10 protein-coding genes and 3 tRNA genes are annotated in these 15,666 nt (G+C 53.6%); 1 reads left to right on the forward strand and 12 read right to left on the reverse strand.

Annotated elements, in window-relative coordinates:
- Positions 1–358: 358 nt before the first annotated feature.
- The 12 genes from rpoC to ACTJI9_RS04570 form a co-directional block, all read right to left on the reverse strand.
- Positions 359–4,567: a DNA-directed RNA polymerase subunit beta' gene (gene rpoC / locus ACTJI9_RS04515; RefSeq protein WP_115055805.1), complete on the reverse strand. Its 4,209-nt coding sequence runs from the start codon at positions 4,565–4,567 to the stop codon at positions 359–361.
- A 144-nt stretch (positions 4,568–4,711) separates the two neighbouring features.
- Entirely contained in the window at positions 4,712–8,866 is a 4,155-nt protein-coding gene (rpoB, locus tag ACTJI9_RS04520; protein ID WP_115055807.1) for a DNA-directed RNA polymerase subunit beta, read from the reverse strand.
- Positions 8,867–9,050: 184 nt separating this feature from the next.
- On the reverse strand, positions 9,051–9,425 hold the full coding sequence (rplL, locus tag ACTJI9_RS04525; RefSeq protein WP_115055809.1) for a 50S ribosomal protein L7/L12: 375 nt from the start codon (positions 9,423–9,425) through the stop codon (positions 9,051–9,053).
- A gap of 47 nt (positions 9,426–9,472) precedes the next feature.
- Positions 9,473–9,991 (reverse strand): 50S ribosomal protein L10, encoded by a 519-nt coding sequence (rplJ, locus tag ACTJI9_RS04530; protein WP_115055811.1) that lies wholly within the window; start codon positions 9,989–9,991, stop codon positions 9,473–9,475.
- 343 nt (positions 9,992–10,334) lie between these two features.
- On the reverse strand, positions 10,335–11,033 hold the full coding sequence (rplA, locus tag ACTJI9_RS04535; protein ID WP_115055813.1) for a 50S ribosomal protein L1: 699 nt from the start codon (positions 11,031–11,033) through the stop codon (positions 10,335–10,337).
- Positions 11,034–11,037: 4 nt separating this feature from the next.
- Positions 11,038–11,466 (reverse strand): 50S ribosomal protein L11, encoded by a 429-nt coding sequence (gene rplK, locus ACTJI9_RS04540; RefSeq protein WP_115055815.1) that lies wholly within the window; start codon positions 11,464–11,466, stop codon positions 11,038–11,040.
- Positions 11,467–11,631: 165 nt separating this feature from the next.
- Entirely contained in the window at positions 11,632–12,162 is a 531-nt protein-coding gene (gene nusG / locus ACTJI9_RS04545) for a transcription termination/antitermination protein NusG (protein ID WP_008121728.1), read from the reverse strand.
- A gap of 38 nt (positions 12,163–12,200) precedes the next feature.
- Entirely contained in the window at positions 12,201–12,401 is a 201-nt protein-coding gene (secE, locus tag ACTJI9_RS04550; protein ID WP_008121726.1) for a preprotein translocase subunit SecE, read from the reverse strand.
- Positions 12,402–12,626: 225 nt separating this feature from the next.
- A tRNA-Trp gene (locus ACTJI9_RS04555) sits at positions 12,627–12,702 on the reverse strand.
- A 205-nt stretch (positions 12,703–12,907) separates the two neighbouring features.
- Positions 12,908–14,083 carry an elongation factor Tu gene (tuf, locus tag ACTJI9_RS04560; protein ID WP_115055874.1) on the reverse strand — a complete coding sequence of 392 codons (1,176 nt, stop codon included), beginning with the start codon at positions 14,081–14,083 and terminating at the stop codon, positions 12,908–12,910.
- A gap of 240 nt (positions 14,084–14,323) precedes the next feature.
- Positions 14,324–14,397 (reverse strand) — tRNA-Gly (locus ACTJI9_RS04565).
- 79 nt (positions 14,398–14,476) lie between these two features.
- Positions 14,477–14,561, reverse strand: a tRNA-Tyr gene (locus ACTJI9_RS04570).
- A gap of 240 nt (positions 14,562–14,801) precedes the next feature.
- Here ACTJI9_RS04570 and rlmB point away from each other — a divergent pair.
- Positions 14,802–15,659, forward strand: a complete 858-nt coding sequence (rlmB, locus tag ACTJI9_RS04575; protein WP_307284438.1) for a 23S rRNA (guanosine(2251)-2'-O)-methyltransferase RlmB — start codon at positions 14,802–14,804, stop codon at positions 15,657–15,659.
- The last annotated feature ends 7 nt before the right edge of the window (positions 15,660–15,666 follow it).

A 15,666-nucleotide genomic window follows, 5' to 3' on the forward strand; every position in this document is an offset into this window, starting at 1 on the left:
CGGCCGATCTACAGATTTTTTGAAATTCGCACCAGAGCACCATAATGGGTGTTTGCTTCCGACAACGCAGGTACTGCCGAACAATACAACTGGACACTCTTATTGATTGCGAGCTCATGGGCGTTTCGGGACAATCCTTCAGATCGCCTCCCTGCCCTTTCCGACATATTCCTTCATTATCTCAAACATCGGCAACGTTTCTGAGAGATTTGGAGCATTTTTGCCGAAAAACCGCCGATTTTTGCTGAAGATTTTCCATCGTGAGTAGTAGTTTGGTTGTGGTTGGTTGAAAAACCCATGAAAAAGGCCGCCTCGGATTTCTCCGGGGCGGCCTTTTGATTTGGTGCAGCTAACCAGCTTACTCGGCTGGCTGGCCTGTCATGTCTGTCAGCATCGGGCCAGCTTTCGCGGCGCTTGCTCCAGCTTCCTTGCGGCGCTCGTCGATGATCAACTCGTCGCGAGCTCCGGCAATGCGGCGGATCTGCTTGACCGTTCCGCCTGTACCTGCCGGGATCAAACGTCCAACAATGACGTTCTCCTTCAGGCCCTGCAGAGCATCCATCTTGCCGGCAACAGCAGCTTCCGTGAGGACGCGTGTTGTTTCCTGGAAGGACGCTGCCGAGATGAACGACGGTGTCTGCAAAGAAGCCTTGGTGATGCCGAGCAGCACCGGAGTGCCGTAGCCTGGCTTCTTGCCATCTTCTTCAAGACGCTCGTTAATTTCGTCCAGCTCGATCCGGTCAACGTGATCGCCAGCAATAAAGCCGGTGTCACCAGACTCGGTGATTTCGACCTTCTGCAGCATCTGACGGACAATCACTTCGATGTGCTTGTCGTTGATCAGAACGCCCTGCAAGCGATAGACTTCCTGAATTTCATTGACGAGATATGAAGCCAAAGCTTCCACGCCCTTGATCGCCAGAATGTCGTGCGGTGCCGGGTTGCCGTCGAGGATATAATCGCCCTTTTCGATCGCATCGCCATCCTGAAGATGGAAAGGCTTGCCCTTGGGGATCAGATACTCAACAGGCTCTAGTGTCTCGTCGTTCGGTTCGATGACAATGCGGCGCTTGTTCTTGTAGTCGCGGCCAAAACGAACCGTACCATCAATCTCAGCGATGATAGCGTGGTCCTTCGGACGACGGGCTTCGAACAGTTCCGCAACGCGTGGAAGACCACCGGTGATGTCCTTGGTCTTGGCGCTTTCCATCGGAATACGCGCAAGAACGTCACCAGCCTTAACGTGCGAGCCTGGCTCGACCGAAAGGATGGATTCCACTGACAGCTGGAAGCGTGCGTCGCCGCCCTTTGCCAGTTTCAGAACCTTGCCTGCCTTGTCCTTGACCACGATTGACGGTTTCAGATCCGAACCACGCGGTGTTGAGCGCCAGTCGATAACCACACGCTTGGTGATACCGGTGGACTCATCCGTCGTTTCCGTAACCGAGAGACCGTCGACCATGTCTTCGAATTCGACGTGACCTTCGACTTCCGTCATGACCGGGCGGGTATAAGGATCCCACTCGGCAACGCGCTGACCGCGCTTAACCGTGTCGCCGTCATCAACATAGATGCGCGAACCATAGGTAACGCGGTGTGTTGCGCGTTCCTTGCCCGTTGCATCCAGGATGACAACTGCCATGTTGCGGCCCATGACAACCAGATGGCCATCGGAGTTACGCACCACGTTGCGGTTGCGGATTTGTACGGTGCCTTCATAACTGGCTTCGAGGAACGACTGATCGACAACCTGCGCTGTACCACCAAGATGGAACGTACGCATGGTCAACTGCGTGCCTGGCTCACCAATGGACTGAGCAGCGATAACACCGACCGCCTCACCCTGGTTGACCGGCGTACCACGGGCAAGATCGCGGCCGTAGCACTTGGCGCAGATACCGCCGCGCGTCTCACAGGTGAGAGCCGAGCGAATGCGGATCGACTGAACACCAGCCTTCTCAATGGCATCGATATCGAACTCGTCGATGATATTGCCACCAGTTACAAGCACGTCGCCTGAAATCGGGTGCAAGATATCTTCAAGCGCGGTACGACCGAGAACGCGCTGGCCAATTGTCGCAACGACCTGACCCGCATCAACGATCGGCTGCATTGTGAGACCGGTTGTGGTGCCACAATCAACAGAGATGACGATGCAATCCTGAGCGACGTCAACCAGACGGCGTGTCAGATAGCCGGAGTTAGCCGTCTTCAATGCAGTATCTGCAAGTCCCTTACGGGCACCGTGGGTCGAGTTGAAGTACTCGTTCACAGTCAGACCTTCCTTGAAGTTCGAAATGATTGGCGTTTCGATGATTTCGCCCGAAGGCTTGGCCATCAGACCGCGCATACCGCCCAGCTGACGCATCTGGTTCGGAGAACCACGAGCGCCGGAGTGCGACATCATATAGATCGAGTTCATCTGCTTCTGGCGACCAGTAACAGGATCAAACTCAACGGCCTTAATGCGGGCCATCATTTCGTCGGCGACCTTCTCGGTGCACTTACCCCAAGCGTCAACAACCTTGTTGTACTTCTCGCCCTGAGTGATCAGGCCGTCATTGTACTGCTGTTCGTATTCGGTCGCCAAAGCTTCGGTTTCAGCAACCAACTTCGCCTTGGTTTCCGGAATAACCATGTCGTCCTTGCCGAACGAGATACCGGCGCGGCAAGCATGGCTGAAGCCAAGCTGCATGATGCGATCGCAGAAAATGACCGTCTCTTTCTGTCCGCAATGGCGATAAACCGTGTCGATCATCTTGGAGATGTTCTTCTTGGTCATTTCCTGATTGCAGATATCGAAAGGCACATTGTGGTGTTTCGGAAGAAGCTCACCGATGATCATGCGGCCAGGCGTCGTGTCGAAAATCTTCGACGTTGGCTTGCCGTCAGCGTCGATGCTCTTGAAGCGGCCCTTGATCTTCGTGTGAAGAGTGACCGAACCATTGCCGATAGCATGATGAAGTTCGCCCATATCGGCAAACGCCATGCCTTCGCCCGGCTCTTTAACCGCAACGATCGACAGATAGTAAAGGCCGAGAACCATGTCCTGAGACGGTACGATAACCGGCAGACCATTTGCAGGATGCAGGATATTGTTCGTCGACATCATCAGAACGCGGGCTTCAAGCTGCGCTTCCAGCGAAAGCGGTACGTGAACAGCCATCTGGTCACCGTCAAAGTCCGCGTTGAAAGCGGTACAAACGAGCGGATGCAGCTGGATTGCCTTGCCTTCGATCAGGGTGGGTTCGAATGCCTGAATACCAAGACGGTGCAGCGTCGGAGCGCGGTTCAACAGAACCGGATGCTCGCGAATGACCTCATCAAGAATATCCCAGACTTCCGGCTTTTCCTTTTCCACCAGCTTCTTCGCCTGCTTGACGGTTGAGGAATAACCCTTTGCGTCAAGACGGGCGTAGATGAATGGCTTGAACAGTTCGAGCGCCATCTTCTTTGGCAGACCGCACTGGTGAAGCTTGAGTTCAGGACCAGTCACGATAACCGAACGGCCGGAATAATCGACGCGCTTGCCTAGAAGGTTTTGACGGAAGCGGCCCTGCTTGCCCTTGAGCATATCGGACAGCGACTTCAGCGGACGCTTGTTGGCACCGGTGATAACACGACCACGACGGCCGTTGTCGAACAACGCATCGACCGATTCCTGAAGCATGCGCTTCTCGTTGCGGATGATGATGCCAGGAGCACGCAGTTCGATCAGGCGCTTCAAGCGGTTGTTACGGTTGATTACGCGACGATACAGATCATTAAGATCGGATGTAGCGAAACGTCCGCCATCCAGCGGAACCAGAGGACGAAGATCCGGAGGAATGACCGGAACGATCTTCATGATCATCCATTCCGGACGGTTACCCGACTCCAGGAAGTTTTCGACGATCTTAAGACGCTTCATCAGCTTCTTCTGCTTCAGATCAGACGTTGTTGTCGCCAGATCTTCGCGCAGATCGCCAGCAATCTTTTCCAGATCCATGGAAGCGAGCAGCTCATGAATTGCTTCCGCACCGATCAGCGCAGTGAAGGAATCTTCACCATACTCATCGACAGCAATCATGTATTCTTCTTCCGAAAGAAGCTGGTGCTCCTTCAGTGCAGTCAGGCCTGGCTCGGTCACAATGTAGTTCTCGAAATAGAGAACGCGCTCGATGCCCTTAAGGGTCATATCAAGCAATGTGCCGATACGGCTTGGCAGGGACTTCAGGAACCAGATGTGCGCAACCGGCGCAGCAAGTTCAATATGGCCCATGCGCTCACGGCGAACGCGTGACAGCGTGACTTCCACACCGCACTTTTCGCAGATGATGCCCTTGTATTTCATGCGCTTGTACTTGCCGCACAAGCATTCGTAGTCCTTGATCGGCCCGAAGATCCGAGCACAGAAAAGACCATCCCGCTCCGGCTTAAAGGTGCGGTAGTTGATCGTCTCCGGCTTCTTGATCTCACCGTATGACCAGGACAGAATCTTCTCAGGGCTGGCGATCGAAATCCTGATGGAATCGAATGCCTGCACAGGCGCCTGAGGATTGAAAAGATTCATGACCTCTTGGTTCATGCCGTTTCTCCATGGGGCAAAAAAGTGCCCTCTCCTTGCGATGAATATCCGCCACCGCGGTCCATCTAGATCAAATGCCGCTTCTTCAGCGGCTCGAAACGAATGCCGGGGTGCGCGGAAACTAATCGCGCACCCTGACGTTTTTTACTCTGCAGCGTCAGGCAATGCCTGTTGCTGTTCCTGCTGGCGTGTATCGTCCAGCTCGACATTAAGTCCGAGCGAACGCATTTCCTTGACGAGAACGTTGAAGCTCTCGGGAATGCCTGCTTCGAACGTATCGTCGCCGCGGACAATCGCCTCATAGACCTTGGTACGACCGGCAACGTCATCGGACTTGACCGTAAGCATTTCCTGCAGCGTGTAAGCCGCACCATATGCTTCCAGTGCCCAGACCTCCATTTCACCGAAGCGCTGACCGCCGAACTGGGCTTTACCACCCAGAGGCTGCTGCGTAACGAGCGAGTAAGGTCCGATCGAACGGGCGTGGATCTTGTCGTCAACCAGATGGTGCAGCTTCAGCATATAGATGTAGCCGACAGTCACCTGACGATCAAAAGTTTCACCCGTACGTCCGTCGTACAGTGTCGACTGACCGGAGGATTTTAGGCCGGCCTGCTCCAGCATCACATTGATGTCTGGTTCATGCGCACCGTCAAATACCGGCGTTGCAATCGACACACCGCGCTTCATCTGTTCGCCAAGACGAATGATGCTTTCATCATCATAGTTGCGAACCGGTTCGTTGCGGTCATTGTCCGGGATGATCGACTCAATCGTCGCCCGAAGTGGAGCAATGTCGCCCTGCTCGCCTAGTGCGTGCTGTGCCTTATAGGCTTCGATCAGTTCCCCGATCTTCTTGCCCATTCCGGCGCAAGCCCAGCCCAAATGCGTCTCAAGGATCTGACCAACGTTCATTCGGCTTGGCACGCCAAGCGGATTTAGAACGATGTCAACATGCGTTCCATCTTCAAGGAACGGCATATCCTCAACAGCAGCAATACGCGAAACAACACCCTTGTTGCCGTGACGGCCAGCCATCTTGTCGCCTGGCTGGATCTTGCGCTTCACAGCGACAAAGACCTTGACCATCTTCATGACCCCTGGAGGCATCTCATCGCCGCGCTGGACCTTTTCGACCTTGTCCATGAAGCGCTGTTCAAGCAGCTTCTTGGAGTCGTCATACTGGTTGCGCAGAGCTTCGATTTCGCCCTGGATCTTTTCGTCTTCGACAGCAAACTGCCACCACTGCGAACGTGGGTATTCACCCATGATGTCCTGCGTAACGACTGTGCCCTTCTTGAACGCTTTCGGTCCGGCAACAGCAGATTTGCCGTTGAGAACATCAGCAAGACGGCCATAGACGTTGCGGTCCAGGATAGCCTGTTCGTCGTCGCGGTCCTTGGCCAGGCGTTCGATTTCCTCACGCTCAATAGCCATGGCACGTTCGTCCTTTTCAACGCCGTGGCGATTGAAAACGCGAACTTCCACTACCGTACCGTAAGTCCCGGGCGGCATGCGCATCGAGGTGTCACGAACGTCCGAAGCCTTTTCACCGAAAATGGCGCGAAGAAGCTTCTCTTCCGGCGTCATTGGGCTTTCGCCCTTCGGAGTGATCTTGCCGACAAGAATATCGCCCGGCTGAACTTCAGCACCGATGTAGACGATACCGGCTTCGTCCAGATTCTTCAGCGCTTCTTCCGAAACGTTCGGAATGTCACGCGTGATTTCTTCCGGTCCAAGCTTCGTGTCGCGAGCCATAACTTCGAACTCCTCGATATGGATCGAGGTGAAGACGTCATCCGAAACGATCTTTTCAGAAAGCAGGATGGAATCTTCGTAGTTGTAGCCATTCCACGGCATGAACGCGACCAGCACGTTACGGCCAAGAGCCAAATCACCCAGATCCGTCGAAGGACCGTCAGCAATGATATCGCCCTTTTCGATCCGGTCGCCTACACGTACCAGCGGACGCTGATTGATGCAGGTGTTCTGGTTCGAGCGCTGGAACTTCATCAGGCGATAAATATCAACGCCAGACTTGCCCGGTACGAGATCTTCCGTCGCACGGATAACGATACGGGTTGCGTCAACCTGATCGACGATACCTGTACGGCGGGCACCGATAGCAGCACCGGAGTCGCGAGCAACAACCGGCTCCATACCTGTTCCGACGAATGGCGCCTCAGCACGAACCAGAGGAACGGCCTGACGCTGCATGTTCGAGCCCATCAGAGCGCGGTTGGCGTCGTCGTTTTCAAGGAACGGAATAAGCGCGGCGGCAACCGATACAAGCTGCTTTGGTGAAACGTCCATCAAATCCACGTTTTCACGTGGGGCCATCAAGACTTCACCCGCATGGCGGCAGACAACGAATTCGTCTGTGAATCCGCCGGAAGAGTCGAGCTCCACATTGGCCTGCGCCACGTGATACTTGGCTTCTTCCATTGCCGACAGATAAACAACGTCGTCGGTAACCTTGCCATCAATGATCTTGCGATACGGGCTTTCGATAAAGCCGTACTTGTTGACCCGGGCAAAGGTTGCAAGCGAGTTGATCAGACCGATATTCGGGCCTTCCGGCGTTTCAATCGGGCAGATACGGCCGTAATGTGTCGGATGAACGTCGCGAACTTCAAAGCCTGCACGTTCGCGAGTCAAACCGCCGGGTCCCAAAGCCGAAAGACGACGCTTATGCGTAATCTCGGACAGCGGGTTGGTCTGATCCATGAACTGCGAAAGCTGCGAAGAACCGAAGAACTCACGAACCGCTGCTGCTGCTGGCTTCGCGTTAATCAGATCCTGCGGCATGACAGTGTCAATTTCGATGGATGACATACGTTCCTTGATGGCACGCTCCATGCGAAGCAGACCAACACGGTACTGGTTTTCCATCAATTCGCCGACCGAACGCACACGGCGATTGCCGAGATTGTCGATGTCGTCGATTTCACCACGGCCATCGCGCAGATCAACCAGCATCTTGACCACGGCAAGAATGTCTTCCTTGCGCAGGATACGGACAGTGTCTTCCGCATCCAGATCAAGGCGCATATTCATCTTGACACGGCCAACAGCCGATAGATCATAACGCTCGCTATCAAAGAACAGCGACTTGAACATGGCTTCAGCCGAGTCAATTGTCGGTGGTTCACCCGGGCGCATGACACGATAAATGTCAAACAATGCGTCCTGACGGCTCTCGTTCTTGTCCACGGCCAGCGTGTTACGGATATACGGTCCGATATTGACATGGTCGATATCGAGGACGTTGATTTCCGAAACGCCCGTGTCAAGCAGAACCTTGAGTGTCTTCTCGTCAAGCTCGTCGCCTGCTTCGAGATAAACTTCACCGGTTTCCATGTTGACGATATCTTCGGCTAGATAGGAGCCGAGCAGATCGTCTTCGGTCGCCTTGATGAACTTCAAGCCTTTTTCAGCAAGCTGCTTGGCGCTACGCGCAGTCAGCTTCTTACCGGTTTCGAGGATAACCTCACCAGTATCAGCATCGATAACGTCAGTGGTCGCCTTGAAGCCGCGGAAACGGTCGACTGAGAATGGAATACGCCATGTCTCGCCGTCACGGTTGAATGTGAGCGAGTTGTAGAAAGTCGACAGAATCTCTTCTGGATCCATGCCGAGCGCCATCAACAGCGATGTCGCCGGAATTTTGCGGCGACGATCGATACGCGCATACACAACGTCCTTTGCATCGAATTCAATATCGAGCCATGAACCGCGATACGGAATGACGCGCGCAGCAAACAGAAGCTTGCCGGACGAATGGGTTTTGCCCTTGTCGTGATCAAAGAAGACGCCCGGTGAACGGTGCATCTGCGAAACGATCACGCGCTCGGTGCCGTTTACAATAAACGTACCATTATCGGTCATGAGCGGCATATCGCCCATGTAAACGTCCTGTTCCTTGATGTCCTTGATCGACTTCGCGCCGGTATCTTCATCGATATCGAACACGATAAGGCGCAGCGTCACCTTAAGCGGCGCAGCATATGTCAGATCGCGCTGACGGCATTCGTCAACGTCGAATTTTGGAGCTTCGAACTCGTACTTGACGAATTCGAGCATGGAAGCACCAGAGAAATCCTGGATCGGGAAAACAGACTTGAATACAGCCTGCAAACCTTCGTCCAAACGTCCGCCCTTGGGCTCTTCCACCATCAGAAACTGATCGTAGGAAGCCTTTTGAACCTCGATGAGGTTCGGCATCTCTGCGACTTCCGGAATCTTACCGAAAAACTTGCGTACGCGCCTACGACCATTGAAAGAATGGGTCTGAGCCATCGTCGCTCCTCGTCTTTATGCCAGAAACTGGCCTGTTTCTTAAAACCGCGTATGCGGCCCCGTGAACGGGACAAAACCCGTTTCCTGAAAGCACCAAATTGCCATCAGGAAAAGGGTTGAGTACCGGGCCCTCCGGAGAGGGTAGTCGGCGGACAGGTCACCCTGCCCGCCAATAACGCAAGGATTACTTGAGTTCAACCTTGGCGCCAGCTGCTTCGAGCTGTGCCTTGATCTTGTCAGCTTCGTCCTTAGTCGCTGCTTCTTTAACTGCCTTAGGAGCAGCTTCAACGAGGTCCTTGGCTTCTTTCAGGCCAAGACCGGTGATTGCGCGGACTTCCTTGATCACGTTGATCTTGTTAGCGCCGGCATCGGTCAGAACGACGTCGAATTCAGTCTTTTCTTCAACAGCAGCTGCAACTGCACCACCGCCAGCAGCGGCAACAGCAACAGGAGCGGCAGCAGAAACGCCCCACTTCTCTTCAAGAAGCTTGGAAAGTTCCGCAGCTTCAAGAACTGTAAGGTTGGACAGGTCTTCTACGATCTTTGCGAGATCAGTCATTGTGATATTCCTTTACAAGGTTCGATATATTGACAGCGAGAACGGCCTTATGCCGCTTCGTCCTTCCGGGCATAGGCGCCAAAAACGCGGGCAAGCTGAGCTGCCGGTGCGTTTACGACCTGAGCGATGCGAGAAGCTGGTGTCTGGATCATACCAACCAGCTTTGCGCGCAACTCGTCGAGTGATGGAAGTGCGGCCAGAGCCTTCACGCCATCTGCATCAAGAGTTGTTGCTCCCATTGAGCCACCGAGGATAACGAGCTTTTCGTTGCCCTTGGCAAATTCAATGGCGATCTTTGGTGCCGTAATCGGATCATTGGAATAGGCAACAAGTGTCTGACCTACGAATAGATCAGAAATGCCTTCCGATTCCGTGCCTTGAAGAGCGATCTTGGCAAGGCGGTTCTTCGCGACTTTAACAGTGCCACCAGCATCACGCATCTTGGAGCGAAGATCGCTCAGCTGCGCAACGGTGAGACCGGTATAGTGGGCCACGACAACTGAACCGGAATCCTTGAAGACCCCATTCAGCCAAGTGACAAATTCGCGCTTTTCCGCTTTTTCCACTGTCTCTCTCCATTTGACAGTAATGCGATATTGCATTCCTGCCGGGTTGCCTTTTGTTGCAAGCCTTCAGTCCGAAAACTGAAACCAAACAACAGTTGAGGATCCTGTCCCCCCTGCTTCGCCGGATTGGCTGCAAGCGAAAGGCAACTACGGTTCGAACCTTGTTCTTTGGGCAAAGCCCTCAAATCAAAGTTTTTCCACGTCTCATGCAGGTTCTTACGAATTAAGGCGAACCACCCGCAATCTCGGACAGGATAACCGGATTTTCATCCGGTTATCCAGGCCCCGAAAGGCCTGGAATTCTTTTCAATCAAGCAGTTAAGCTTGAAAACTCAATCAACAGTTACGCAATGCGTACTGTTGCCGGGTCGATCTTTACGCCAGCGCCCATTGTCGAGGAAATCGCGACGCGCTTGACATATTCGCCCTTGGAACCAGCAGGCTTGGCCTTGGTTACCGCATCAGCGAAAGCCTTGATATTCTCTTCAAGCGCCTTGGCATCAAAAGAAGCCTTACCGACGCCAGCGTGAATAATACCGGCCTTCTCAACGCGGAACTCAACAGCGCCGCCCTTCGAAGCCTTAACTGCAGCTGTAACGTCAGTCGTAACCGTGCCAACCTTTGGGTTTGGCATCATACCGCGAGGTCCTAGAACCTTACCGAGACGGCCAACGAGCGGCATCATGTCCGGTGTTGCAATGCAGCGATCGAAATCGATCTTGCCGCCATTGACGATCTCGAACAAATCTTCTGCACCAACGATATCTGCGCCGGCAGCCGTGGCTTCATCAGCCTTGGCACCGCGTGCAAACACGGCAACACGAACTGTACGGCCAGTGCCGTTTGGCAGATTGACAACACCACGAACCATCTGATCCGCATGACGAGGATCAACGCCGAGATTCATTGCAACTTCGATAGTTTCGTCGAATTTGGCAACTGCGCGCTCCTTGACCATGGCAATCGCCGAAGTCAGATCATAGAGCTTGTTGCGGTCAATGCCTTCACGAACCTTCGCTACGCGCTTTGCTACTTTTGCCATCGGATCAGCCCACCACTTCCAGGCCCATCGAACGGGCAGAACCTTCGACCATGCGCATTGCAGATTCAACATCTGCTGCGTTCAGGTCTTTCATCTTCGCTTCAGCGATTTCGCGGACTTTCTCGCGCGTAACCTTACCGGCAACGACCTTACCTGGTTCTTTGGAACCGGACTTCAGATTTGCAGCCTTCTTGAGGAAGTAGGAAACCGGAGCGGTCTTCATTGCAAAAGTGAAGGACTTGTCCTGATAATATGTGATCACGACTGGAACGGGCGAGCCCTTTTCCATTTCCTGCGTAGCCGCATTGAAGGCCTTGCAGAATTCCATGATGTTGATGCCGCGCTGACCAAGTGCCGGTCCGATTGGCGGGGATGGCGTTGCCGATCCTGCCGAAACCTGCAGCTTGAGCTGGCCTGCTATTTTCTTAGCCATTATACTCTGCCTTATGGTTATGCCGGATAAACCGGCACCTTTACATTATGCTGAAAAACCAGCGGTTGCAGTTTGGTGGTTCGGTTTAAAACCCGGCTAAGGTTTCTCGCCTCCCACCTCTTCGTCACCGGAGTGACAGGACAACTTCGAGAGCCACCCTTATGATCAGACTTTTTCCACCTGACCAAATTCCAGATCGACAGGAGTTGCACGACCAAAGATCGAAACCTCGACCTTGAGGCGCGAACGCTCCTCATCAACTTCCTGTACCGTACCGTTGAACGACGCAAAGGGTCCATCAGCAACACGAACGCTTTCACCAATCTCAAACGAGATCGATGCCTTAGGACGCTCAACACCCTCCTGAACTTGGGTCAGGATGCGCTCTGCTTCCTTGTCGGAAATTGCGATCGGCTTATTATCCGAACCCAAAAAACCGGTTACCTTCGGCGTGTTCTTGATCAAATGATATGCATCATCCGTCAAATCAGCACGAACCATGACATAGCCCGGGAAGAATTTACGCTCAGCATCAACCTTACGGCCACGGCGCACTTCAACCACTTTTTCGGTCGGAACGAGGATCTTTTCAAAAAGATGCGACAGACCCTTCTGTCGCGCCTTTTCTTCGATCGACTCGGCGACCTTCTTCTCAAAATTCGAATAGGCGTGAACGATATACCAGCGCGCGGTCATTGTTGAATTCCCAATCCCGATTTTCTTGTCAGCCTGCGTTAACGACCAAGACCGAGAATGAGATCAATCCCGTATGCCATCAACTGATCAGCTGCGAAAAAAAAGATCGCAGCAAAGAACGCCATTATCATCACCATCGCAGTGGAAATGAGCGTTTCGCGACGCGAAGGCCATGTGACCTTTGCGGTTTCAGCGCGCACTTGCTGAAAAAAAGTTATTGGATTCGTTTTGGATGCCATTTACCGCTCGTGCGTGTCATTTCGCTGCAAACACACTGCATTAATATTTAAATGCCGACTGTTCACACCATTACGGCCCGTAAAGCTGATTATTCAGCTCCACGCACCGCGTGTCTGTTGACGTTACATAGAACCGATTCCGGTAAAACACAAGGCCCCGGAGTCAATTCCTTCTCAACATCTGCAGTTACACCATCCAATCGTGTACCCAGCAGACTATATAGATGGCAGGGGAGACAGGATTCGAACCTGCGACCTACGGTTTTGGAGACCGCCGCTCTACCAACTGAGCTACTCCCCTATCTTCGGGGCGTACATTCCACAAAGCCGTGGCCTTTTCAAGGGCCAATACGCGACTTCTTGCGCCTTGCTGAAAAATTATCTGTTTAGCTTGCCAACAATTGCGCCTGGCTGCGCCTATTTTCGATTCGAAACCAAATTCTTTGCAAACAAAAAGGGCGATCCAATGGACCGCCCTTCCCGATTCGAACTGTCAGGCGACAGTCTTACTCAATGATAGAAGCGACGATGCCAGCACCGACGGTGCGGCCACCTTCACGGATAGCGAAGCGGAGCTTCTCTTCCATGGCGATTGGCACGATCAGCGTCACATCAACCGAGATGTTGTCGCCAGGCATGACCATTTCCGTACCTTCCGGCAAAGTCACTACACCCGTCACGTCGGTCGTGCGGAAGTAGAACTGTGGACGGTAGTTGGAGAAGAATGGCGTATGACGGCCACCTTCGTCCTTCGTCAGAATATAGGCTTCTGCCTTGAACTTCGTGTGCGGCTTGACCGAACCTGGCTTGGCAAGGATCTGACCGCGCTCAACGTCTTCACGGCCAACACCGCGAACCAGTGCACCGATGTTGTCGCCTGCCTGGCCCTGATCGAGCAGCTTGCGGAACATTTCAACGCCGGTAACTGTTGTCTTTGTCGTCGGCTTGATGCCGATGATTTCAACTTCTTCACCAACCTTGACGATACCGCGTTCAACGCGGCCAGTCACAACCGTACCACGACCCGAGATCGAGAAAACGTCTTCGATCGGCATCAGGAATGGCTGGTCAATCGGACGTTCTGGTGTTGGAATGTACTTGTCAACTTCAGCCATCAGCGCGCGAACTGCGTCTTCGCCGATTTCCTTGTTGCTGTCTTCAAGCGCAGCCAAAGCCGAACCCTTGACGATCGGTACATCGTCGCCCGGGAAATCATACTTGGAAAGAAGCTCACGAACTTCAAGCTCAACCAGTTCGAGCAATTCGGCATCGTCAACCTGATCAACCTTGTTCAGGAACACGACGATCGCTGGAACGCCAACCTGACGGGCAAGCAGAATGTGCTCGCGGGTCTGGGGCATCGGGCCGTCAGCGGCAGACACAACCAGAATCGCGCCATCCATCTGCGCAGCGCCGGTGATCATGTTCTTCACATAGTCGGCGTGGCCAGGGCAATCAACGTGTGCATAGTGACGCGCAGGCGTCTCATACTCAACGTGTGCCGTCGAAATGGTGATGCCGCGTGCCTTCTCTTCCGGTGCAGCGTCGATCTGGTCATACGCCTTGTACTCACCAAAATACTTCGTAATCGCTGCCGTCAACGACGTCTTGCCATGGTCAACGTGACCAATCGTGCCGATGTTTACGTGCGGCTTATTACGTTCAAACTTGCTCTTAGCCATAATCGTCGTTCTCTCGTCATCACAACCGGTCTAGAGGCCGGTACCATGTTTGTAGTCAGACGAGACAGCGAGCCGTCCGTCAGCACAGTCACCCGCCCGGCCAAACACGACCGATCCGGGTTGGGTTTGTCTTGGGATATGCTCGTTCATATGGGGACACATGAGCGGCGTACAAGCTCAAGACAAAATCGAAGAGCACCATACGCGCTCTCGCGTGTACGCGGTGCTCTCTGTCGAAACTGGAGCGGGTAGCGGGAATCGAACCCGCATATTCAGCTTGGAAGGCTGCTGCTCTACCACTGAGCTATACCCGCACAACACTCAAATTGGCACATAATCTCCACCAAGACCAATTCGTCTTGAGATTATGCGCCAGGCGGGCGGTTCCGGCAGTGGTGGAGGAGGTTGGATTCGAACCAACGTAAGCCAAGCTAACGGATTTACAGTCCGTCCCCTTTAACCACTCGGGCACTCCTCCGGTCACTGCCGATGGAACCGCGCCATTTGGCACTTCGCAAACACCCGCCGGACAGTTCATCAGGCTGCTGCTTGCGGAGGGCCTTATGCCGACTAGGTCACGTGGTGTCAACACTTACTGGCAGAAAATGAATGAGTTGTGGAAATTGCCTGACAAATTATGCGGTTCAACCGACCGAAGCCAATAAATTCAACGAATAGTCGTATCGCTGAACGAAGTGAAAGCGTATATGGTCGCGTTATGACGACACAAAAACCCACACATACGCAAAAAGATTCCCATTACGCGACATTGCGCCGCCAGTACCGCGATCAGAAGGCTGGCGGTACACCGCAACAGGCTGAACGAGCTTCGCGTCCTCAAGTCGCCGGCACACAAGCACCGGAAGGGCTTGTCCGGCTCTATGGTTTGCATACGGTCCGCGCAGCACTGGATAACCCTGCCCGCCAGATCAAACGCATGCTGGTCACGAAGAATGCTCTCGATCGACTGGAAATCGCTGATCCAGACGCCCTGGGATTCGACGTTGAAATTGTTGAGCCCCGCGCAATCGATAAGGAAACCGGCTCTGATGCCGTGCATCAAGGCGTGATGATCGAAGCAAAGCCTTTAAAAGCCCAATCTTTGAAAGTGCTTCAAGAAAGCGATCTCCTGCTGATTCTTGATCAGGTTACTGATCCACACAATGTCGGCGCAATCATGCGGTCCGCAGTGGCCTTCGGCGCTGGAGCTATCATCACAACGGCAAGGCACAGCCCACAAGAATCAGGCGTCCTTGCAAAAGCCGCTTCTGGCGCGCTTGAACTTATTCCCCATATAGAAGTTCGCAATCTTGCTGATGCGATCAGTGAATTACACGAGCTCGGCTTCACAACAATTGGGCTTGATTCGGAAGGGCCGCTCGAACTCGAAAAAACGATGAAGCCAGGACGCATTGCCTTGGTCCTCGGCGCAGAAGGCAAAGGCTTACGTCAGAAGACGCGCGAGACAGTTACCCACCTCGCCCGTCTTGATATGCCCGGCGCTATCAAATCATTGAATGTGTCCAACGCGGCTGCAATCTCACTTTATGCAGCCCAACGCTATCTGACGCGATGAAGGAACT

This window comes from Phyllobacterium sp. 22552 (genome assembly GCF_052044585.1).
Classification (GTDB): domain Bacteria; phylum Pseudomonadota; class Alphaproteobacteria; order Rhizobiales; family Rhizobiaceae; genus Phyllobacterium; species Phyllobacterium ifriqiyense.